Source organism: Treponema primitia ZAS-2 (assembly GCF_000214375.1).
Lineage (GTDB): Bacteria > Spirochaetota > Spirochaetia > Treponematales > Breznakiellaceae > Termitinema > Termitinema primitia.
Map to the genome: position 1 here is coordinate 3,701,905 of NC_015578.1, position 21,350 is coordinate 3,723,254.

General features: G+C 48.1%; 19 protein-coding genes and 1 tRNA gene. 3 read left to right on the forward strand and 17 right to left on the reverse strand.

What is annotated here, in order from left to right:
- Positions 1–54: 54 nt before the first annotated feature.
- The 4 genes from TREPR_RS16055 to TREPR_RS16070 all read right to left on the reverse strand — a co-directional run bounded on the left by TREPR_RS16055 (position 55) and on the right by TREPR_RS16070 (position 3,485).
- Complete coding sequence (locus tag TREPR_RS16055; RefSeq protein WP_015709402.1) at positions 55–894, reverse strand: GIY-YIG nuclease family protein; 840 nt, start codon at positions 892–894, stop codon at positions 55–57.
- Positions 895–906: 12 nt separating this feature from the next.
- On the reverse strand, positions 907–1,749 hold the full coding sequence (locus TREPR_RS16060) for a hypothetical protein (RefSeq protein WP_015709403.1): 843 nt from the start codon (positions 1,747–1,749) through the stop codon (positions 907–909).
- A gap of 10 nt (positions 1,750–1,759) precedes the next feature.
- A complete protein-coding gene (locus TREPR_RS16065) occupies positions 1,760–2,338 on the reverse strand; it encodes a macro domain-containing protein (RefSeq protein ID WP_015709404.1) in 579 nt (192 codons plus the stop codon).
- Between the two features lie 115 nt (positions 2,339–2,453).
- Entirely contained in the window at positions 2,454–3,485 is a 1,032-nt protein-coding gene (locus tag TREPR_RS16070) for a helix-turn-helix transcriptional regulator (protein WP_015709405.1), read from the reverse strand.
- Positions 3,486–3,803: 318 nt separating this feature from the next.
- On the opposite strand from TREPR_RS16070, the gene TREPR_RS16075 reads away from it, so the two are divergent.
- Positions 3,804–3,877 (forward strand) — tRNA-Ile (locus TREPR_RS16075).
- Positions 3,878–3,940: 63 nt separating this feature from the next.
- Positions 3,941–4,789 carry a hypothetical protein gene (locus TREPR_RS16080; RefSeq protein ID WP_015709406.1) on the forward strand — a complete coding sequence of 283 codons (849 nt, stop codon included), beginning with the start codon at positions 3,941–3,943 and terminating at the stop codon, positions 4,787–4,789.
- Between the two features lie 11 nt (positions 4,790–4,800).
- Here TREPR_RS16080 and TREPR_RS16085 read toward each other — a convergent pair whose 3' ends face one another.
- The 8 genes from TREPR_RS16085 to TREPR_RS16120 form a co-directional block, all read right to left on the reverse strand.
- Positions 4,801–6,204, reverse strand: coding sequence for a leucine-rich repeat domain-containing protein (locus TREPR_RS16085; RefSeq protein ID WP_015709407.1), 1,404 nt, complete (start codon positions 6,202–6,204; stop codon positions 4,801–4,803).
- Positions 6,205–6,381: 177 nt separating this feature from the next.
- Positions 6,382–9,090, reverse strand: a complete 2,709-nt coding sequence (locus tag TREPR_RS16090; RefSeq protein ID WP_015709408.1) for a PAS domain-containing hybrid sensor histidine kinase/response regulator — start codon at positions 9,088–9,090, stop codon at positions 6,382–6,384.
- A 30-nt stretch (positions 9,091–9,120) separates the two neighbouring features.
- Entirely contained in the window at positions 9,121–10,497 is a 1,377-nt protein-coding gene (ffh, locus tag TREPR_RS16095) for a signal recognition particle protein (RefSeq protein WP_015709409.1), read from the reverse strand.
- Positions 10,498–10,500: 3 nt separating this feature from the next.
- The gene (locus TREPR_RS16100; protein ID WP_015709410.1) at positions 10,501–11,568 is read right to left on the reverse strand and encodes an NAD(P)H-dependent glycerol-3-phosphate dehydrogenase; all 1,068 of its coding nucleotides are present in this window, start codon (positions 11,566–11,568) and stop codon (positions 10,501–10,503) included.
- Between the two features lie 91 nt (positions 11,569–11,659).
- On the reverse strand, positions 11,660–13,543 hold the full coding sequence (locus TREPR_RS16105) for a M3 family oligoendopeptidase (protein WP_015709411.1): 1,884 nt from the start codon (positions 13,541–13,543) through the stop codon (positions 11,660–11,662).
- On the reverse strand, positions 13,527–13,970 hold the full coding sequence (ndk, locus tag TREPR_RS16110) for a nucleoside-diphosphate kinase (RefSeq protein ID WP_015709412.1): 444 nt from the start codon (positions 13,968–13,970) through the stop codon (positions 13,527–13,529). Before ndk ends, TREPR_RS16105 begins: the two co-directional genes overlap by 17 nt.
- Before the next feature lie 59 nt (positions 13,971–14,029).
- Positions 14,030–15,871 carry a YgiQ family radical SAM protein gene (locus tag TREPR_RS16115; protein WP_015709413.1) on the reverse strand — a complete coding sequence of 614 codons (1,842 nt, stop codon included), beginning with the start codon at positions 15,869–15,871 and terminating at the stop codon, positions 14,030–14,032.
- Positions 15,861–16,085 carry a NifU family protein gene (locus TREPR_RS16120; RefSeq protein WP_015709414.1) on the reverse strand — a complete coding sequence of 75 codons (225 nt, stop codon included), beginning with the start codon at positions 16,083–16,085 and terminating at the stop codon, positions 15,861–15,863. The genes TREPR_RS16115 and TREPR_RS16120 overlap by 11 nt, the downstream gene beginning before the upstream one ends.
- 190 nt (positions 16,086–16,275) lie before the next feature.
- Here TREPR_RS16120 and TREPR_RS16125 point away from each other — a divergent pair, with 190 nt between their 5' ends.
- The gene (locus TREPR_RS16125; RefSeq protein WP_015709415.1) at positions 16,276–17,634 is read left to right on the forward strand and encodes an ATP-dependent 6-phosphofructokinase; all 1,359 of its coding nucleotides are present in this window, start codon (positions 16,276–16,278) and stop codon (positions 17,632–17,634) included.
- Here TREPR_RS16125 and TREPR_RS16130 read toward each other — a convergent pair.
- The 5 genes from TREPR_RS16130 to TREPR_RS19055 form a co-directional block, all read right to left on the reverse strand.
- A complete protein-coding gene (locus TREPR_RS16130; protein ID WP_015709416.1) occupies positions 17,631–18,494 on the reverse strand; it encodes a hypothetical protein in 864 nt (287 codons plus the stop codon). The genes TREPR_RS16125 and TREPR_RS16130 overlap by 4 nt on opposite strands.
- A 1-nt stretch (position 18,495) precedes the next feature.
- Positions 18,496–19,272 carry a TrmH family RNA methyltransferase gene (locus TREPR_RS16135; RefSeq protein WP_015709417.1) on the reverse strand — a complete coding sequence of 259 codons (777 nt, stop codon included), beginning with the start codon at positions 19,270–19,272 and terminating at the stop codon, positions 18,496–18,498.
- Between the two features lie 28 nt (positions 19,273–19,300).
- Positions 19,301–19,696, reverse strand: a complete 396-nt coding sequence (gene vapC / locus TREPR_RS16140; protein ID WP_015709418.1) for a type II toxin-antitoxin system tRNA(fMet)-specific endonuclease VapC — start codon at positions 19,694–19,696, stop codon at positions 19,301–19,303.
- Complete coding sequence (vapB, locus tag TREPR_RS16145) at positions 19,696–19,971, reverse strand: type II toxin-antitoxin system antitoxin VapB (protein WP_015709419.1); 276 nt, start codon at positions 19,969–19,971, stop codon at positions 19,696–19,698. Before vapB ends, vapC begins: the two co-directional genes overlap by 1 nt.
- Before the next feature lie 140 nt (positions 19,972–20,111).
- The gene (locus TREPR_RS19055) at positions 20,112–21,338 is read right to left on the reverse strand and encodes an endonuclease/exonuclease/phosphatase family protein (RefSeq protein WP_015709420.1); all 1,227 of its coding nucleotides are present in this window, start codon (positions 21,336–21,338) and stop codon (positions 20,112–20,114) included.
- Positions 21,339–21,350: the final 12 nt, after the last annotated feature.

Genomic DNA, 21,350 nt, shown 5'->3' on the forward strand with positions numbered 1-21,350 from the left:
AGTATAAGTACTACCCATCACGAAAATATTGTTCAAAAACATCCCTAGCCTCTTTTATTGCAATTCTTTCATTGTTTTACCATTGTTGTTTTTCCACACATCTTGACCATTTACAGTTGAACCCAAAATAATGGATGCTGGCTGACTAGGACTACTGAAAATTGTGTTCTCTGTAAATTTATATTGGTCGTTTTCAAATACTAAAATACCGGCATCAATTAATTTTTCTCGATTCTTTTTGTATATAAATGAAGCTGTTACATCCTTACATACAGTAGAATCCTTTAGGACAATATAATGATTATTTTCAATAACCATTCTTGCATAAATTCCTTTCGTTTTATTGTCAATGATAAAAGTATTAGTTTCCAGAATTATCTGTGCAGTAGTCGGTGATAGACATAAAAACCCACATAATGGTAAAACCATTTTTAGTTGTCTGATGAATTCATCGACAATACTTTCATCGGCAAGTGATAAAGTTGAGAGCGTTGGTTTTGTCGCATTAAATATCTTAGAGTTTTTTGCCGAGTCAGATAACTGATAAAGCTTTGACTCCATGTTTTTTATATGCGCTTTTGTGAGCTCACCATCTTTAGTCGAAACAACAACAATGCATTCCTTAAATTCCAGCTTATCAGTTTTTAGATGTTGATTTAGTCTTTCCCGTAAAATTTCTGCCTCACCGATATACACACTATCAGAAAAATTGACATCATCACTATCATAACGTAATATATAAACGCCTGGATTTTCCAATTCTTTTCTTTCAAGCCATTCTGTAATACAGGCAATGGGCGAATATAACACCACCATTGACGAGCCACCAATGTCAATAATCTTTGGGCTATTTTCCGTATCATCCATTTGAAAGATTGTCACTTTTTTAGCCATTTCAATTCCTCCTTAATCCAGTACCCATCCGGCTTTTACCATTTCATGAACATCAGAATAATATTCCACATTCTCATCTTTGTCAACAACGGTATAAACACGGTTCAACGCATTAACCAGAGTAATATGCCCGTAAGTCCCATCATTGCGTTTCAGCATGACTCTACTCCTGGTCTCTAAGTCAACACCAAAAACAAGGTCGGGCAAATCATTTAATGTCCTTTTGATGACTTCATCACTCCACGGCCAGATTTCTTTTGGCTTGGGTGGCGGCTCTTTCAAATTCTCGTAGGAAGCTTCAAGATCACCGGAATTCACCTTGATATATATTCCAATCATATTATCAAAGGTGGTAAGAATTTCCTCATAGTCAATGTCGTTTAATTTGACAGCCTTTCCAATGAAAATCGCTTCTACACCATCAGACGTTTTATTATTGATTTTCTGCACCTGGGTAATATCTACTATACTTCGATTTACTTCACGCCACATCGTATAATCAGAAAACAAATCAGGTGATTTATCATATAGCTTGTTAAAACTTTTATAACATTTTTTTAATTTAGGATCGTCTCTACGGAATGCATACATCCCTTTGTTTTGCAAAGGAAAAGATAAGCCGTACCAAAGTCTATCGGTACTATCAAGGGAAAGGCTAAACATAAAATCACGATGGCCTCCAAAAAGCAGTACCCAATTTCCCCACCATTGGAGAGTATCTTCGCTAATTAAAAAAAGGCGCTGAATTGCTTTTTTCCCCTGTAGTCCCATCTTGTACCGTATTACTTGAATCTCTCCAATGCGGTGAGTTTTTGCCTTTTCGTTCAGGATTTCACCTATTTGCGTAATCTTCATCTTTTCCTCCTTATAAAATAGTATCTGCCTCTGCGAGATTGCGCGGAAACAAGGGAATCCTTCGTATAACGGAATCATACGCTTTCTTCATTTGAGTTGCACAGGACATTGGCGATATCAATCCGGTTAATGTTCCCAACCCAGGACACAAAACTTTTTTTATCGTATTCTCATTGTCTTTATTAAACTTGTTAATTTCTATCAATGCAGCACGAAAAGCCAAATATGCATTTATTGTTTTAGATACATCTTCGGGCAATCTCATCGTGGGAGCAGATATTAAATATTTAACATCTTTATTTTTAGTTTTAATCACCAATGCACTTCCAACAGGAAGTTCACCGTAATAATCTTTTTGGATAGTCTTTTGTAATTTTTTCTGTAAATCCCATCCGAAGTAATGGCTGTACACCAAATCAATACCACCATCCATAAAACCAAAAGAGTTAGCCGGACTGACTATAGCATCTGCTTTTGCGTCAAATATATTTCCACAAGATACCTCAACATCTGAATACCCATTAAACACAGTAGCCCAGGCGTCTACTATTTCTTTAGATAAATCCCTCAATAAAATTTTGACATTCATTAATGAAATCCTCCTAAGAATTCGCAACATCGGTTTCTTTTTAAGACAAAAACCTATTTATCAGAACAATATATCTTTCAATAGCGCCTTACTTTTATTTTTCAAACTCTAATTTCTAAACCTTTTTTGCCAAAAGTGGCGAACGTTTACTATTTCCTTTCTGATAAAATGTTTGCAGCTGTTCTATTTCAAACCTCATTTTATCAACCAATTCCGGGGGACTTAAGACTTTAACCAGATGTCCCAGTGACAATACCCACCGCTGAATTTCCTGAAACTCAGTTGATCTAAAGCTAACTTGTACCGTGTTATCATCAAGGGCTTTCACTGTCTGTTTGGGATGAAACGTGGCTTCACTTGCAAAAGACGTAGCATCTTTCTGAAACAACAATTCAAAAAGATACATCTTATTATCAGCAGGATGGACATCCGCAGAATTTTTTATATGATCCTGAATATTGAAATTGACTGGAAGTTCAAAATAAGTACCTGTACCAAGCACTTTTTTGAACTTCTTTACAGAAAAAATACCCGATTTCCTATCATCGTTGCGATCAAGTGCAAGCAGGTAATAAATATGGTTCTGATAGAAAATATGTACAGGTTCAAGAGTTAGTGTAGAATATTTTCTATTTTCGGCAATCCAACATTGGGCTTTAATAACCTCTTTTTTAATAATGGCTGAATTTATTTCAGTAATAATATCATATTCGTATGAAATTCCAGGGTTAAAAAAATCACTGCCATCAAAATTGTTGACTGGTAAATCCTTATCATATTTGTCCGGGACTACCGCAAGCAGTTTCTGGAATATCTTTTTGAATTTTGCCTCATAAGAATCTTCATCTTCTTCACTGTAAAATCTGTAGTATTGTTTAATTATCTCAAGTTCGGCTTCTGTGAAAAGAATACTCTTAATAAAGAAATTGGGTTCCGTATAATAAAAGCCATTACGGTCACGGTCGAATTTCAAAGGAGCCTTGTATACATCACGTAAATAATCAATATCCCGGTTGATGGTACGGATACTGACTTCTAACTCCTTTGCTAAACCAGGGCAAGTGGGGTAGGAACCTAAACGGATTTTCTCATCAATTTTGAGTACCCGGCTAATTTGTATTTTTTTTTCGTTTTCCCCACCTTTCATTTGGCAATCCTCCTCTTTATAGTTGAAAATATAGCACAGCATCATGCCATATACTGTCAGGGTGAAAAAAATTTAAAAAGGCAAAATAAATTATTGCCATGACAGTATTTGGCATAGTACTTAGAGTATATTGAGTATGTATGTTATACAAGAGGAATAAGGTAGTGGGTTAAAATCGCAAAAAGTGAGTCATTATGACACATTTTTTAATAATGGCATTATTTTAGTCCAGAGTAATACGAGAATCCACCTGAAAAAATAAAAGGAGGTTGATCTTGGACGATGGTATAGGACCTGACATATCGATTTTATATAAACAGGCGAGTAGCTCCAACAGTCAGAGCGGGACTCTTATAAGGTCACGGTTGATGGTGCAAATCCATCCTCGCCTAAACTTTTTAGGTAGTATCAGGGTTAAATAAAATTGAAAGCACAATTAAACCAGGTGAGGACGAATGATAATGTATGTACAAGAATACCTTGATGATATTTCAGCGCAGAATATTTCTAAATACCTGCAATTATCAAATGAAAATGTGCTTGAAAATAATATAGCGTATTTCATGAGCTTTATTAAGAGAAATCATATCTGCACACAATATGTATGCACAACAACACGTGAAAAAGCATTGACATTTCTAAATAAATTGACAGACTATTTTAAGATAGAGTTTATCGATATTGATGAACTCTATAATGAAATAAAATGCAAAGCCACAATATTTATTCAGAGATCGTCCGAGTGGAACATAAAACCCATTACCTTGATCAGAAAAGGCACTGATCAATCAACCTTAAAATGCTATACCGCAAATACAATTTATACAAATTCATGGGGCTATAAATCAGAACAATCAGTTGCCAATATAGTTGTGAACAATGAAAGTGTTATTTGGATTAGTACTGAACATGAAATGCCCCAATATTTTATCTACAAGGATGGTATATTTTTTTGTGTAAAATACCGGCATAAGGAAATTAATATAAAAAGAAATCTTGTTTATACTTTTAGAGAAATGGGCAACATGGATAATTCAAAACCCGATGATATACTAAATAATTATGACAAAATATCAATTAGTCCTATTGAAACTACTATTAATTTATCAGGCTATTTCTTCAAAGGCTTTTTTTATAAAGGGTTGTTATTTGACCGATACTGGAAAAGTGATTTATCGATGATAAAAAACATAGAATTTCTGGGAGATTTTATAAAGGTTGAAATAGAAAATTTAACCTATCCACATAGTAATTATGTTTTATTGGATATTGATAATTGTAAAATTATTAACAAAATGTCATAATATAGCCTATACTATTTGTAAGGATTATACATATCGTCAAAATCCTTTAATTTAGGCAGCTCTTTTATGAGCATTTCGGGATTTGCTATTATATCATTACTGGTAACATCTAAATATTCAAGCTTTTTAAGGTTAGTAATCCAACTGGGAATTTCTGTAATCCAGGTGCTATGAAGATTGAGGATTTTCAATTTTGTTAAATTCCCTATAAAATCAGGTAATGTTTTAAGTTTATTATGACTTATATCCAGCTCTGTTAAATCCTTTAGTTCGCCAATAAAATCAGGAATCCTGCCAAAAGAACTGAGACTGACTTTCCTTAACGTTTTAAGATTTTTCATTGACACTGGAAAACAAAAGTCGGGGGTAATGCTAGTGTAAATAGTTAAACATTTAAGAGATTTAAAATTACCAAAATAATCAGGCAAGCTGGTTAATCGCGTTTCTGCAATAAAAAAATCCTTTAATGATAAAAGGTTCCCAAATGATTCCGGTAGAAAAGAAAACCATGAACCCGGCCCTATTTTTTCTTCCAGTACGGGATGGTTATGTCTTTCCCAAAGCGTGAATAATTCGAGAGAACAAAGTTCGCCAAATGTCTCCGGTAAAGTTCTTAGCTTGTTTTCCGATAGCCTGATTTCTTTTAATTTTTTAAGACCACCAATTGAATCCGGTAATTCCGTTAATTCGTTACAACTTAGGTCTAATAAGGTCAACTCGGGAAAATGACCGATCCATTTTGGCAATTGGATAAGGTTATTGCAGGTTAAATCAAGTTTATTTATCCAAGGCACGCCAGCTAATTCTTCCGGCAATTCGTTGATATAGAGAAATGACAAATCCAAATTTTTATAGTGCTTTTTTTTGCACCGATCTATTCGATGTAAAAATTCCTTTCGATTAAGTTCATTCTGTTTTTCAACAAGGGCAGGGAGATGTTTTATGTCATAACCACGGGTCTCTATTCGTTTAAGTTTAGGTAATTCAAGTATACTCTGCGGGACTTCTTTTAAGTCAACTATACTGATATCCAATACTTCCAGCGTGGTAAGTTTGCTGATAAAAGATGGAACCCTTTTAACGCCGGTGTTATCAAGAACCAACTTTTTTAAATGCGTTAAATTGGTCAAACTGTCGGGCAATTTTCGAATCTTCTGATTTGTACTGAGGTCAAGAATCTTTAAACTTTCCAGTTCACCAATCCATTCAGGCAAAACTCTAATATCCGTACATATTACAGAAAGGCTTGTAAGCCATGTTAATTGCCTGATTTCTTCGGGGAATAGATTAAGATATAAATCATAGCCAATTTCGAGGGATTTTTCATGTTGTTCTCGACATTTCTCGATTTTCTGAAGAGCTTCAAGTATTGCGTCTTTTTGCTTAATCAAAGCCTTTTCATTTTTCTTCTTCATTATGTACCTCCACGTTGGAGATTTGTACCCTCCATCAGGTCTTTACAATAAAATACACCACATAATATGACAAATAATGTCATGGCTTGATCTTTTTGATAAGAAAAATAATTATCTCTCCCCACACTCCAAACTTAGGACGAATAAATAAGCCGCTTTGGTAAAAAAGCAGATCGTTCATTTTCCGTCAACCGACTCCAGTATCTCCAGGGCCCGCTTAAATTCAAACTCCTGCATTTGCTGAATCAGCTCCCCACCTTCCTTGAGCGGAAAGCTTGCGCGTATTTCGTCAATCAGCTTAAGGCTCCCGGCATTCCCCGCCGCCAGCAAAGGCCTGAGCCGCCCCGCCAGTTCCCGTATCTTCACCGGGTCCGCTACTTGCAACGCCGACTTTAGTCGGAGAGTTCCCCGCCCAGGGGGCTCCCCGATCAAAGCCGATGCCGGAAATTCCTCCGTAAAGGCGCCATCCCCGCCGCTACCGGCCCCTTTTCTGTCTCCCGCCGGAATCAGGGTATCCAGCTCTTTCAATACTGCGGCGAATTCCGCTCCCGCCTGTACCATCAGTTTTTCTGCCGCACTGGGATTCTTCTCGGCCAGGGCTTTCTCAATCTCAGAAGAAAGCTGCCGCAACCGGCCGGCGCCAATGAGGCCGGCGGTGCTTTTCAGGGTATGGGCCAAGCGATGGGCCAGGGGCATATCCCCGGTTTCCAGGGCAGTGCGTATCTTTACTATGTCATCGCCATGTTCCTTGCGGAAACTAAGCAGAAGCTGATTGTAGAGTTCTTCGCTTCCCCCAATATCGCTGACCGCCTTATCCCGGTCAATGACAGCAACACTTTCCACTGCGGAAACAGGAGCAGCAGGTTTTGCGTCACTGCTATGGATTTCAACCCAGGTGCATTTGCCCGGGGGCAGCCACTTTTCAAGCTTTCGGTTAAGTTCCGCAGCGTCAATAGGCTTGGAAATAAAGTCATTCATCCCCCCGGCAAGGAAACTCTCCCTGGCCCCGGAAACGGCGTTGGCTGTAAGGGCGATGATGGGCATTTTCCTTAGCCAGGGATCCTCCATGGAACGGATACATTTGGTCGCTTCAATACCGTCCATACCGGGCATCATGTGATCCATAAAAACCAAATCGTAGTTTCTCTCTGACACCTTTGCTATAGCCTCATCGCCGCTTTCGGCGGTTTCCGCATGGATATCGTGGGTGGCCAGAAAAGCCAGGGCAACCTTGAGGTTTATCCGGTTGTCGTCTACCACAAGCACTTTGACATCTCCGGTAGCCTTAATCTGTGCGTTCAGGCCCTTCCGTTCAATCCGCTCAGGGTCCCCCGGAACCAGGGGCAGCAAAACTGTAAATGCCGATCCAGCGCCGTATTCGCTTTCAAAAGAGATTTCCCCGCCCATCATGGTGACTAGGTTTTTGGTGATCGCCAGCCCCAGGCCTGTGCCCACAATGCCCCTGTTACGATCGCTGTCCAACTGCTGGAAATTCCCGAACAGCTTAGGAAAGTCCTCTTTCTTGATGCCGATCCCCGTATCCTTTACGGTAAAGACAAGATAGTCCTTGCCATCCTTTGCCGTAACGTCCACCGTAAAGTCAACATAGCCCTGACGGGTATACTTGATAGCGTTGTTAATAATATTGGTAAGTATCTGGCGAAGTCGCACATCATCGCCGTAGATAATCTGCGGGACCCTGGAGGTGAAGGAATGGCGGAAATCCAGGTCTTTGGACTGGGCGGTGAAGCGGCTCATGGAAGCGATATTATCGTAGAGTTCCATCAGGTTAAAATGCACCGGGGACAGTTCCATCTTCCCCACTTCGATCTTTGAAATGTCCAGCACATCGTTGATGATCTGCAGCAGGGCCTTGGACATCTTCTTGATGTCCGTAAAAAAATCCCGCTGGGTGTCGTCCAGGTTGTCGGTACGCATGAGATCGCTCATGCCGATGATGGCGTTCATGGGGGTGCGGATCTCGTGGCTCATGGAAGCCAGGAAGCGACTTTTGGCCTCAGAAGCGACCTGGGCGGCCCGGGTCTCCACTTCCAGTTCCCTGCCACGTTCATCCGCCTGGTGCAGCAGGTCCTCGGACTCCTTGAGCTTTCGCAAGTCCCGGGTATAAGCTACTACCCGGTAGTCATCCTGCCAGGCAACCCGGACCAGGATTACTTCGGCAGGGATAAACTCACCCTTACTGCTGCGGTGCATCCATTCAAATTCCAGACGCTTCCCGGTGCGGTAGGTTTCAGCTATTTCCCGGGATATACGCTCGTTGCTTATGGAGCCGTCCATTTGGATGAACACAGAAAATCTGCTGAACCCTTCTATGAGTTCCTTTTTTGTCGAAACGTCAAAAAGTTTCAAAGCCTCCTGGTTACAGTCCAATATATTCCCACCGGCATCCCAAAAGGTGCAGGCCAGGGGGGTAGCATCGAACATTACCTTGATCCGGTCATTGGATTCAGCTTGAAGCAGTTCTGTTATATCATGGTAGATAACCAGGACCCCGTCAAAGTTGTCCCCTTCATCCAGAATAGGGGTACTGTTGATACTGTAACTGCGACTGTACCCTTTGCCGGTAAAATCAATGCGGGCAGTATCAGTGATAGTTTTATTGCCCTGTTTGACCCGGGCAAAGCGATCCAGGGATTGTTCCAGAAAGACCGGATCGCCAAAGAAGGCATACACCTCATCAAAAAAACGCCCGCGTATGCTGATAAAGTCGTTTATCCCGGCAAGTTCCAGAAAGGCATTGGAGCAGTAAAGGAAGCGGCCTTCCGCATCCAGGAGGAGGATCACATCAGGGCTGTTTTCCAGCATCAGGGAGAGGTACTTTCCCTGCTTTTCCCAGATACGCCGCTGTTCTCCTTCGTTGGTCAAGATACCACCCTGTTAATTTATATAGTAGCCTTAGCGGCCCTGAAACTGTCCCATCTTTGAAAACATGGATTGTGCTGCCGCGGGATTTCTGCTCAGCTTGGACATCTTCTTCATCATGGTCCGCATCTTTTCGAATTTTTTGAGGAGCCGCCCCACCTCCGCCACGGAGGTACCGGAACCCCGGGCTATCCGGGAACGGCGGGTGGGACCGATGATAAGGTGATTTGCCCGTTCCTTCCGGGTCATGGAGGAAAGAATCGCTTCCTGGTATTTCAGTTCCGCTTTGTCGATATCCTCTTCGCTGATTTGCCCCGACATGCCGGGGATCATCTCCAGCATTGATTGGAGGGAACCCATCTTCTTCATGGACCGGAGCTGGTCCAGCCAATCCTCCAGGGTGAAGTTCTCCTTCTCCATTTTTTTGCGAAGCACTTCCGCTTCTTTCTGGTCGATCACTTCCTGGGCTTTTTCCACCAGGCTGACCACATCCCCCATGCCCAGGATGCGGCTGGCCATGCGCTCGGGGTGGAAGACTTCAAAGTCCTCAGGCTTTTCCCCGGTACCCACAAACTTCAGGGGCTTGCCGGTAATGGTCTTCAGGGACAGGGCCGCCCCGCCCCGGGTATCGGAATCAAACTTGGTGAGGATCACCCCCGAAAGGCCGATTTTCTCGTCAAAGGTCTTGGCAATATCCACCGCAGACTGGCCGGTCATAGAATCCGCCACCAGGAGCAGTTCGTCGGGCTTGGCTGCATTCTTAAGCCGGGCAAGCTCCTCCATCATAGGCTCGTCTATCTGAAGCCGGCCCGTGGTATCCACAATAACCGTGTCGATAAGGTTCTTCTGAGCCCAGTTCCAGGCGTTTTTGAAAACAGCAACACTATCTTTAGCGCCGTCCTCCTTGTGCACCGGGACGCTGATTTGAGTACCCAGGACCGCGAGCTGTTCCATGGCAGCGGGGCGCACCAGGTCGCAGGCTACCAGCAAGGGCTTGCGGCCGTCTTTCTTGAGGCGAAGGGCCAGCTTAGCGGAACTGGTGGTTTTCCCCGAACCCTGGAGCCCCAGCATGAGGATCACAGAAATAGTGTCCGGTCCCTTTAGCTGAAGGTCCTGGGCGGATTGCCCATTGGCGTTCAGGGTGGTGTCCCCCAGGTAACCGGTCAGCTTATCGTGGACTATCTTGATAAACTGCTGGCCCGGGTCAACCGAGCGGAGGACCTTTTCCCCCTTGGCCTCTTCAATGGTAGAATTAACAAAGCGCCGGACCACCCGGAGGTTTACATCCGCCTCCAGCAGTGCCAGCTTGATGGCTTCAACCGCATCATCAATGTTCTTCTCGGTGATCGTAGCCTTGCCGGAGACAATCCTGAGGGCATCGGAAATCTTCGCCGTTAGTTTATCTAACATGTTTTACTGCATCTCCTCCAGGAAGGAGTTCAGGAATTCCTGGGGCTCAATCTCCCTGTTTAGTATCTGGTAGAGCCCGGTGGATATGGGCATCTTGAGTTTGAATTTTTCCCCCAGGGCCTTGATGTGCTTTGCGGCCACCACACCTTCGGGCAGATAGCCGATCTCAGCAATCCTGTCGATAATATCATCCAAGCCGGCAAAGGGTTTAAGAATATTTTTCTCTATTATTTCCCTGCCGAAGCGGCGGTTTCTGCCAAAAACAGAACGGCAGGTAACATCCAGGTCCCCCACCCCGGATATGGATGTGAAAGTTTCCGGGTGAGTTGCCCCCATGGCCATGCCCAGGGTTTGTATCTCGTTGAGCCCTGCAGCAAGGAGCAGTGACTCTGTCCCGTCACCAAAGATATCCTCGGCCCCGGAACTAGTAGTTCTGTTTTTCAAAGCATCCAGCATCCCAAAGGTGATGGCAATAACGTTCTTAGCCGCTGCCGCTACCTGAACCCCCCGGACATCAAGGGACGAAAAAACCAGCAGCCGGGGGCTTTTTAACAAATTTCTGAACCTTATGGAATTCTTGGGGCTTTCGCTGGCGGCGATAAGCCCGGTAACCTTGCCCCGGGATACCTCTTCGGCATGGCTGGGGCCGGCGATATACACCAGTGACTGGCGGTAAAACCCCGGCAGGTAGTCCTCCAGGGTTTCCAGGATCAGCCGAGGGCCCTTGGGCGAAGGGAGGAAGCCCTTGGTGATCACCGCGATGGCAGTTTCCCCTTCCCGTATAGAAGGCGCCGTCAACAGTTGTTTTGCCGTATCCAGAAGGTAAAGCGAAGGGGTCGCCAGGATCAAGTATTCTTTGCCATTGACCACTTCATTTATATCGTCGCAGGCCTGGAGATTGTTGGGCAGGACCACATCGGGCAGATACCGGGAATTGGTATGCCTCTGGTTAACGTCCTCCAGGACAGCTTTGCTGTGGCTCCAGATCAGTACATCGTTTCCCTTTTCGGCGATAACCTTTGCCACCGCAGTTCCCCAGGCGCCCGCCCCCAAAATGCCTATTTTTGTCATACCGTTCCTTTACCATTCATGGGGGTGATAGCTGCCCTCTGACTCACTGTAGCAACTCTGCGCTGTGAATAGGCGCAGTAATGCTCCGTATTTAAAGAGTTTTTGCAAGTTTTACAAATTCCTCCACCCGTTCCGCAATAAGGGCAATGCCCCCCTGCCAGAAAGCGCCATCCTCAATGTCGAAGCCCGCAGACTTGGCCACATCCACGGCGGAAGCCTGCCCGGTGAGCCTCAGCATCTTCCGGTACCCGGAGGCAAAACCCGTCTTGCCCCCGGCTAATCCCTGGCCTTCTTTCTTTGCCCGGGCAAAAAGACCCAGGGAAAAAAGCTGCCCAAAAGCGTAGGGGTAATTGTAAAACGCCAGGCCTGGATTGTAATAGTGGCTTTTTACCGCCCACATATAGGGGTGGAGCTGCTCCGGGTCCAGTCCGTCACCATAAGTCTTTTTCTGGGCATCGATCATCAGGGCGCAAAGTTCCTCCGCCGGCAATTCACGGTTTTCCCGCTGCTCAAAGAGGGCCTGCTCAAAGTAGAACCGGGAAAGTATGTCCACGATTACCTGACAGCAGTCCTTGAGGTTCCCCTCAATAAGCCCGACCCGTTCATGATCATCAGTAGCGTTGCCCAGGGCGCCCTCAAAGATGATGGTCTCAGCAAAGATGCTGGCGGTCTCAGCCAGGGTCATGGGATAGGCCGCCTGAAAGCGGTTTAGATCCTTGATCAGCTCGTGGTGCCAGGCATGGCCCAATTCGTGGGCCACCGTAAAGACCGAGTCGAAGGACCCCTCGAAGTTGCAAAGTATCCGGGATTCGCCCCGGGGCAATTCACCGGGGTGGCCTGCCAGGGGAAAATCGGTACAGTAGGCCCCGCCGATCTTGCCCTCCCGGCCCAGGGCGTCTATCCAGGACGAATCGACCGCCCGCCGGGCAAAGGCCCCCATATCCGGGTCAAAGGCGCCGAATTGTTCAATGATAAATTCCGTTGCCCCGGTCCAGGTCCACTTTTTGGTAATACCTCCGACTGGGGCAAAAAGGTCGTAGAAAGCACAACTTGCAACGCAGTTCCCCGCGCAGGACTTGAGCCCCAGCAGGGAAGCCTTGGTTTTAAGGTAGCGCCGGAAAACCGGGAGGGACCCTTCCATGGCGACGATAAGCGCACCCAGGGCCTTTTCGCTCACCCGGGACTGGAAGGCTGATTTTTGCAGTATCGATTTCCATCCCCGCCGTTTACCCACAGTCAGGGAGCTGCCCTTAACGCCGTTCAAGGATGAAGCTAAGGGTATTTTCATGGAAGCCCAGGCTTCAAGCTCTGCCCGGTAAGCCCGTTCCCGCACTTTCCGGTCCGGGCTGTGGGCCAGGTCCCGCAGGGCTATCACGGTCTTTCGCTCCCCGGTGTCCCGGTCCCACAAAGCCGTTGCGGTGGAGGAAACCGCCTCCTGGAGCCGGCCCCAGGCATCTCCCCCGGACCGGGCAAGATCATTGGCCAGATCCTCCAGTTCAGGGCTCATCTGGTAGGCGGCTTTTTCCAGGCTCTCCCGAATAAAAAAATCAAAGGGTTTCAGAGCCGGCTCCGTATCCAGGGCCTTCAAAACCCTATCCTTAGCCTCCGCAAGGCGGTTCCGAAAAATCACCGCCCCCTTCCCCAAAGGCAGGGCCGCCGCATCAATGGCATTTATCTCCGCCAGAGCCCGGCTATCCCGGGTATCGGCGGTGTAGATCGCCTCCGCATAGGCGGAAAGGTTCTCGTTCAGGTTCCCCGCCTCCTCATAGACCCCTATCAGGGCAAGCAGGGCCGCCGCAATCCCCGATTCGGGCAGGGGCGTTCCCAGCAATTGCAAAAAAGCTGCGATCTTCCCCTTCAGCAGTTCCAAGTCCCGCCGATATTCCGGTGAGTCAAAGGAGGGGTAAATCGTTGTAAGGTCCCACTTTGGGAGGGCTTCCGTTTGGGCATCTCCGGTTTTAATACCACTGGGCATTGCCATCCTCCCATTCAATAATCTCTTCGGGCTTGAAAAACAGGGCTATTTCCCGTGCCGCGCTGGCCGGGGAATCTGAGGCGTGGACAATATTGAGCCTGGTCCGGTAGGCGTAATCCCCCCGGATGGTTCCGGGCAGGGATTCCCGGGTATCAGTGGGCCCCACCAGGCGGCGTACTGCGGCAATCCCATCCTCCCCCTCCAAAATCATGGCCACCACGGGCCCTGAGAGGGTATAGGCCAGGAGCTTTTCGTAAAAATCCTTCCCCTTATGCTCGGCATAATGGGCCTCTACCATGGCGGTATCCATTTGTAGCAGCTTCAGGGCAATAAGCTTAAGCCCCTTCCGTTCAAAGCGGCTCAATACTTCCCCCACAATCCGCCGCTGCAGGACCCCGGGTTTTAGCATAACAAAGGTCTTTTCCATAAGAGTAAGTGTAATGTATAAGAAATATTTTTCATAGATTCGTATTTAAAGGCGGATACTCATTTTCTCACCAAACATTCGGCCCCGTTCCCTATCAGGTCCTCCCGGCCCGCCATACGTAGCGCTTCCAATACCAGGGCTTTCTGCTCAGCATGGTTGAACTGCAATAGGGCCCGCTGAAGCCGTTTCTCCCGTTCACCCCGGGGCACAGAAATACTTTCCATGGTCCGGGGGTCCAGGCCGGTATGGTACATCACTGTAGACAATGTTCCCGGGCTTGGGTAGAAATCCTGGACCTGGTCCGGCACAAAGTGGCTCTTTTTCATAAACAGGGCCAGCTCCACAGCGTCCGCCAGGCTTGAGCCGGGGTGGCTGGAAATAAAGTAGGGGATCAGGTACTGCTTCAGCCCCAGCCGCCGATTTGTTTCTGCATAGTCTTCCCGGAATTTTTCGTAGGTTTCAGCTTTTCCTTTCCCCATAGCGGCCAGTACCCCAGGCGTTATATGTTCCGGTGCAACTTTGAGCTGTCCGCTGACATGGTACTTGCAGAGGGTTTCCAGGAATTCCTGCCCCGACTGTGTATCCAGTTCCAGATAGTCAAAGCGGATGCCGGATCGGATAAACACTTTTTTAACGGTGTCAATATTCCGCAGGGCAGTCAGGGTTTCGATATAGGGCCGGTGATCCGCCTTTAGCTGGGGGCAGGGCTTGGGGTAAAGGCACTCTTTTTCCGGGCAGAACCCGCCCTTAGCCTGTCGCTTACAGGGGGCACGGTAAAAGTTGGCCGTGGGCCCTCCCACATCGTGGATATAGCCCTTAAAGTCCCGGTGACGGGCCAGGGTTTCCGCTTCCCGGACCAGGCTTTCCCGGCTTCGGGAACTTATGGCCCGGCCCTGGTGGGAAGTGATGGCGCAGAATGAACAGCCCCCGAAACAGCCCCGGCTTGAGACCAGGGAAAACTGCACCTCTTTCAGGCCAGGGATACCCCCGGCTGCATCGTACATGGGGTGAGCCCGGCGCTGATAGGGAAGTTCGTAAATGCTATCCAGTTCAGGGGCAATAAGGGGAAAGGCCGGGGGATTCTGGATCACCCAGCGGTCCCCATCGGATTTCTCCGCCAGGGGCTTTGCGGTTTGAGGATCCCCCTGGAGCTTTTGCAGCATGAAGTGTTCCGCATAGGCCCGCAAAGACCCGGGATCGGCGCCCTTAACCGCCTCGTAGTCCGGGAGCCGCACGCAAGCGGCTATCTCCGGCGGCTGGCCGTGGGAACGGACGCAGGTACCCCGGACATCCCGGATGGTGGAAACCGGCTCCCCCTTTTGGAGGCGCCGGGCAATCTCTAGGATCGGCCGCTCCCCCATGCCGTAGACCAGGATGTCTGCCTTGGAATCCAGCAGTATTGAGCGGCGCACCGTATCGGACCAATAATCGTAGTGGGCAAAACGACGGAGACTGGCCTCGATACCCCCGATGATCACCGGTATGTCCTTATAAGCAGCCCGGATGCATTCTACGTATTTCAGGGTAGCCCGGTCAGGGCGGAAACCTGCTTTGCCGCCGGGAGAATAGGCGTCTTCGGAGCGGGGCTTCCGGGCGGCAGTGTAGTGGGCCATCATGGAGTCCATGGCGCCTGGGCCGACAAGAAATCCCAGCCTGGGACGGCCTAAGACGGTGTAGGATTCGGGGGTTTTCCAGTCCGGCTGAGGTATAACACCAACCCGGAAACCCTGGGCTTCAAGGTAGCGTGAGACAAGAGCAACGGCAAATGAGGGATGATCCACATAGGCGTCGCCGGAAATGAAGATAAAATCACAGGATTCCCAGCCCCGCCCCTTCATTTCTTTGGAATTTACAGGGAGAAACCGGGAATTTTCAGGCCTGCCGAGGATTTTAGACCCCAACGACCGCCTTAACTTCGGGGATTTCCTTCTTTAGGTAGTTTTCAATCCCCATTTTAAGGGTCATCTGGGCCATAGGGCAGGAACCGCAGGCTCCGGTCAGCTTCAGGGAAACGGTCCCATCATCGGAAAGGGACACAAATTCCACATCCCCACCGTCATTCTGGAGGGAAGGGCGGACATTGTCCAGGGCGAGCTTAACTTGTTCTTCGAGCATGGTAATCTCCTATTATTTATATGTTCCTTATAATATACTATAAATTAACAATATAAACTAATTAAGTATACATTTTTTTAAAGTCCATTGAAAGAGTGGTTCAGAAGGTTTACTATATTATTATAACATAATCGTGAATAGCCGATCCCCGGCATGGGGCGGAAATAATTTGGGAAACAGGGAGCATCTAATGAGTGAAAGTCTTGATTTCACAATTGAAGAGCTTGGAAACCGTAATATCCATTCACCTATCGCTATGTCCAAGACTTACGGTGATTTAATCGCGAATTATGTGCGGGACGACGAGTTTGTCGTGATTAAACCCCAGGTAAGCCTGGGGGAACAGCCGCCCCTTAAACGAAGCGATGTCCTGGAATTAGCCGGGCCCCGGGAAATGATCTACTTTACCCCCCACCACGTGCATGCGGGGATTGTAAGCTGCGGCGGCCTCTGCCCGGGGATCAACGACGTCATCCGGGCCATTGTGCGCTGCCTGGTCCGCTACGGGGTAACCCGGATTTCCGGCATCCGCTTCGGGTATAAGGGCTTCCTGCCCGAGTACCACTTCGATGTCATTCCCCTGGACCAAAAGAACGTGGATGATATCCACAAGCTGGGTGGTACCTTTCTGGGGAGCGCCCGGGGTGGCGGCAAAGAAGTCGAAAAAATTGTGGATGCCATGGAACAGCTCAACATGAACGTGCTCTTTACCATAGGCGGGGATGGAACCCAGCGGGGATCCCTGGATATTGCCAATGAAATTGAAAAGCGGGGGCTCAAGATAGCCACTGTGGGTATCCCCAAAACGGTGGATAACGACTTTTCCTTTATAGAACGTTCATTCGGTTTCGACACTGCGGTCTCCAAGGCGGTAGATGTGGTAACCGCCGCCCACATGGAGGCTGTTTCTGCGATCAACGGTATAGGCCTGGTAAAGGTTATGGGTCGGGAATCGGGCTTTATCGCCGTGCATACCGCCCTGGCCAGCCATGAAGTAAATTTCGTGCTCATCCCTGAAGTACCCTTTGACCTGGAAGGTCCCAATGGCTTCTTCCATCACCTGGAAATGCGCCTGCAACGGCGAAACCACGCGGTGATCGTCATCGCCGAAGGTGCCCTGCAGGATCAGCTGATAAAGGAAGTCAAAACCGATGCAGGTGGAAACGTTAAGATGGAAGATGTGGGCTCCTATATGCGGGATCAGATACAAAAATATTTCAGCGACAAAAAAATCGAAATCAACCTAAAGTACATCGATCCCAGCTACATTATCCGTTCAGCCCCTGCCTCACCGGTAGATTCCATCTACTGCGAACGGCTAGGCAATGCCGCTGCCCACGCAGCCATGGCGGGAAAAAACAAGTGCATCATCGGCCTGGTAAACGGCGAATTTGTGCACCTCCCCACCAAGGTTGCTGTTTCCCAGCGCAACCATGTGGACCCCGAGGGCAGCCTCTGGCGGGATTGCCAGGATGCGACCCAGCAGCCGGTGATCATGCTAAACAATTACCAAAGCGAAGGCTTTACCGCCGAATATAATTTTAGCTAACTGAGGGCTATGGTGTGGGCCTTGCCAAAGGGATGGAAGGTTCCATACAAAACATCCGGCTCGTCGCCGCTCATGGATTCTCCGGGATGGATGGACAGGGTGGTTACCATCCCGTCACTGTGGGTAATGGCGAGTTTGTCAAAGCTGCGGATTAGGCCGTAATACAGGGCCTGAAAATTATGGTCCAGTTCCGAAAGCGTATCCTCCCCCAGAGTTGACCTATCTTGTAGGAAACGGATGATCACCCGGCATTCTGCCATGGCCTCTTCCTGCCGTATCAGGGGGGCAAAGTCCAGACTGGTATGAATGGTCCGCATGATGCCCAGGAGCAGGGGGTTTATTGCCGTATCACACGAATAGTGTTCCCCCGCCGGCTTATACCAGCGGAAAATAGCTTTTCTAACCGCGCTGCGGCTCATCATAAAATTATTCCGGTAAAAAGAATCATCATAATCTTCAAGCCCCTCATCAAAAAAGGTGTTGAAGTCATCCTTGCCGATTTTATTATAGATATCAAAATTGGTCTGATCAAAAACAAAATCTTCAAACCCCGCCTCAGGCTTGGCTTTCTTAAAATCCAGCTTGCTCAGCTCCGAATAGACCACCCGGATCCTGGCATAGCGCCGGTCAAGCCGCCGCCGCACAAGCCCCGGCGCCCCGGCAGGATAAGACGTTCCAGCACTGCTCGCGCCACTTGCAACTCCGACTTTAGTCGGCAAGTTCCCCGCGCTACTTGCAACGAAGTTCCCCGCGCACAGTTCCGCTATGTCCGCCAATACCGGCGTTTCCTCCCGCACCCCCGCAGGCATAGCTTTCAGAAGCCTGAGGAATTGAGCTACCAGGGAATCCTTTGATTCCATGTCAGCAGCGCTCATAGATTTCGTGGAAGAAGAGGGTCGCCGCCTGGGCAACGTTGAGACTTTCTATGGCCCCTGTGCCGGGGATACGCACCAGGGCGGAACAGCGTTCCTTGATTTCAGACGGCAGCCCCGTCTCTTCATTGCCCACCACCAAGGCTATGCCCGGCCGTTCCCCCAGGGCCGCAGCCTTTTCCCGGATCACCCGATCCAGGTCCCTGACCCGCAGCCGGGCCCGGTGATCCGCCCCGATGATGACCATGGATTTCCCCGCGCTTTTTAGAAAGAACGGAACATTTCTCAGTTTCCGGAACTCCACGTGTTCCATGCCCCCCTCGGCAACCCGGTAGGCGCTGGTAGTAAGCTGGGCAGCCTCGTCGGTATCGGAGATCACCACATAGGGGACGTCGAAAAAAGCGGCGGACCGGACTATGGCCCCCAGGTTATGATCGTTCCCCACAGAAAACAGGATGACCCCCGTCTTCCCCTCCCGGGCCCAGGCATCAAGATCCTCTTGGGACAGGGGCTCCACCGGGATCTCCTCGATCATGGCAACTATCCCCTGGTGCCGGGTGCTCTTGCAGACCCGTTCCAGTTCCTCGTCCTCGCAGATCTTGTAGGGCCGTTTCCATTCCGCTAGCTGCTTGCACAGCTTTGTGAAAGCCGGCAGCCGGTCCTCCCGGAGAAAAAGCCGGTTGATCCGTTCAGGGTGGACTTCGCCCAGGGCGCTTACCGCATTAAACCCGCAGACCGCCAGCTCATTGGTCAGTCTGTTACGCATAGCCTTCCCATTAAATTACCTCCTGGTTTTATACCCAATTTTCTACCTTTAAATTCTTTATCCTTTCAAATTCTTTTGTGTTATTTGTCACCAATGTCATACCCAGTGATTTTGCATGGGCTCCTATTAACATGTCTAGCGGCCCTATTAAACATTGCCTGTCTTTTAAGCCCTTCTTTATTATTCCATATTCTTTCGTTGCCTTTTCATCAAAACTTTTTATATCTATTATTGACAAAAATTCGATTAAGGCAATTTGATTCTTTTCTTTATACATACTATTTTCATTACCAAATTCCAATTCAGCCAATGTTATTGTCGAAATTGCCAGGCCCTTTTTCCATCTTGATTTTAATTTTTTCAATACATTGGGATTTTTCTTCTTGATAATATATATACATATATTTGTATCAAGCATGTACATTATAACTCTTCTCTTTCCTGATCTGCGCCCTGATATCTTCCTTCGCTCATAAAATCTTCAGAAAATCCATTAAGCCCATGTAAAAATGTTTCCCATCCCTTATCAACAGGAAATAGCATGACAGCGTCCCCTACCTTCTGAATATATACATTTTCACCTTTAAACTGATATTCTTTAGGGAGTCTTACAGCTTGGCTCCTGCCATTTATAAACAAACGCGCTGTTTGCAAACCCTTAGGGCTTACTTCTGATTTAGGTTTAACCGGTGCATGCATATAGTACCCTCCTGTAAATAAGTATATATCATGATATATACCTTGTCAAGTGTGGTAAATTTTTACCACCTGAAGTTTTAAAAAATTTCTACATTCTATACCCCGCTTCTGCTGCCGCAAATAGCGGGGTATCAGCAGAGCTACTGCTTGCTCAATACCAGCATCAGGGGCAGGTGATCGCTTAAGCCCTGGCCTGTCCGGGGGCTATAGGAACTTGGAACCCCCTTGGCATTGACAAAGGGCTCCTGGTCCAGCACCCGGCAAAAACTGAAGTCCCAGCCGGCTTGATCAAAAAACTGCTCTGTCAGCAGAAAATGATCAATGGTCTCCCAGTTGTTTTTATAGTAATAGGAACCGTTCAGCAGCTCCTGGCCCCAGGGCGAGTAAAAGGCAAGACCATCAAAGTTTGCCGCGGACGGCGGCTTTTCCCCGCTGATGATGAGGAAGTCCCCGGTACTTTCCGCAGTACTTCCAGTTCCGGCTTTAGCCGGCCCGACTTCAGTCGGCGAGCTTCCTGCATATAGACCGGCCACTTGCAACGAAGTTCCCCGCGCTACTTGCAACGAAGTTCCCCGCGCCACGTGCAACGAAGTTCCCCGCGCATATTCGGCAGCCTCCGGAGCATCGGGCATGAGGGCGCTCAATACTTTGCCGTCCCTGCGGTAGAATTCGTCGTGGTTTTCGTTCAGATCCCCCATAATGACCCCAGGTATCTTGGGATAATCCCGCCGGATCTCCACAATACGCCGGAGTATAACCCGGGCGGATGCCCGGCGCAGGGTTTCGGTCTGATCATCCCCGCCCAGCTTGGATTTCCAGTGGCATACAAAGAGAACCAGGGGGGTGTCCTGGGGTCGCAGCCAAAGTTCCAGTACCGGCCTGGGGGCAGTTTGCTGGTCCCAGGTGATCCCGTGGACCCGGGTCTCCGTGAAGGGATAGCGGCTCAAAACCCCCAGCCCCAGAGAGGAGCCTTTGTTCTTGGAGAAATAGGTCCAGCCGTAGCCGTACTTTGAAAGCTCCCCCTTGGCAAGGGCATCCAGGCACTGGGAATTTTCTATTTCCTCCAGAGCCAGGATATCCGGCGGCCCCCCGTCAATGCTGGCTATTGCCCGGGACAAGGCGCTTACCCGGGCAGAAAATTTGTCCGATCCCCAGCCGGCCTCGTTAAGGTATTCATCGTACTCGGTCCCGGCCTGATTCCCGTCAAACAAGGCCTGTACATTCCAGGTAACTATCCGCAGATTCCCCGGGACAGGACCGGTGCCGCCGTTTTCCGATGGTGAGGTAAGACTGCACCCGGCACTCAGTGCAACGAGAATACATACCGCCCATACACACCGGACGCGTTTAAATAATTGAAAATACATAAGAGCCTCCTA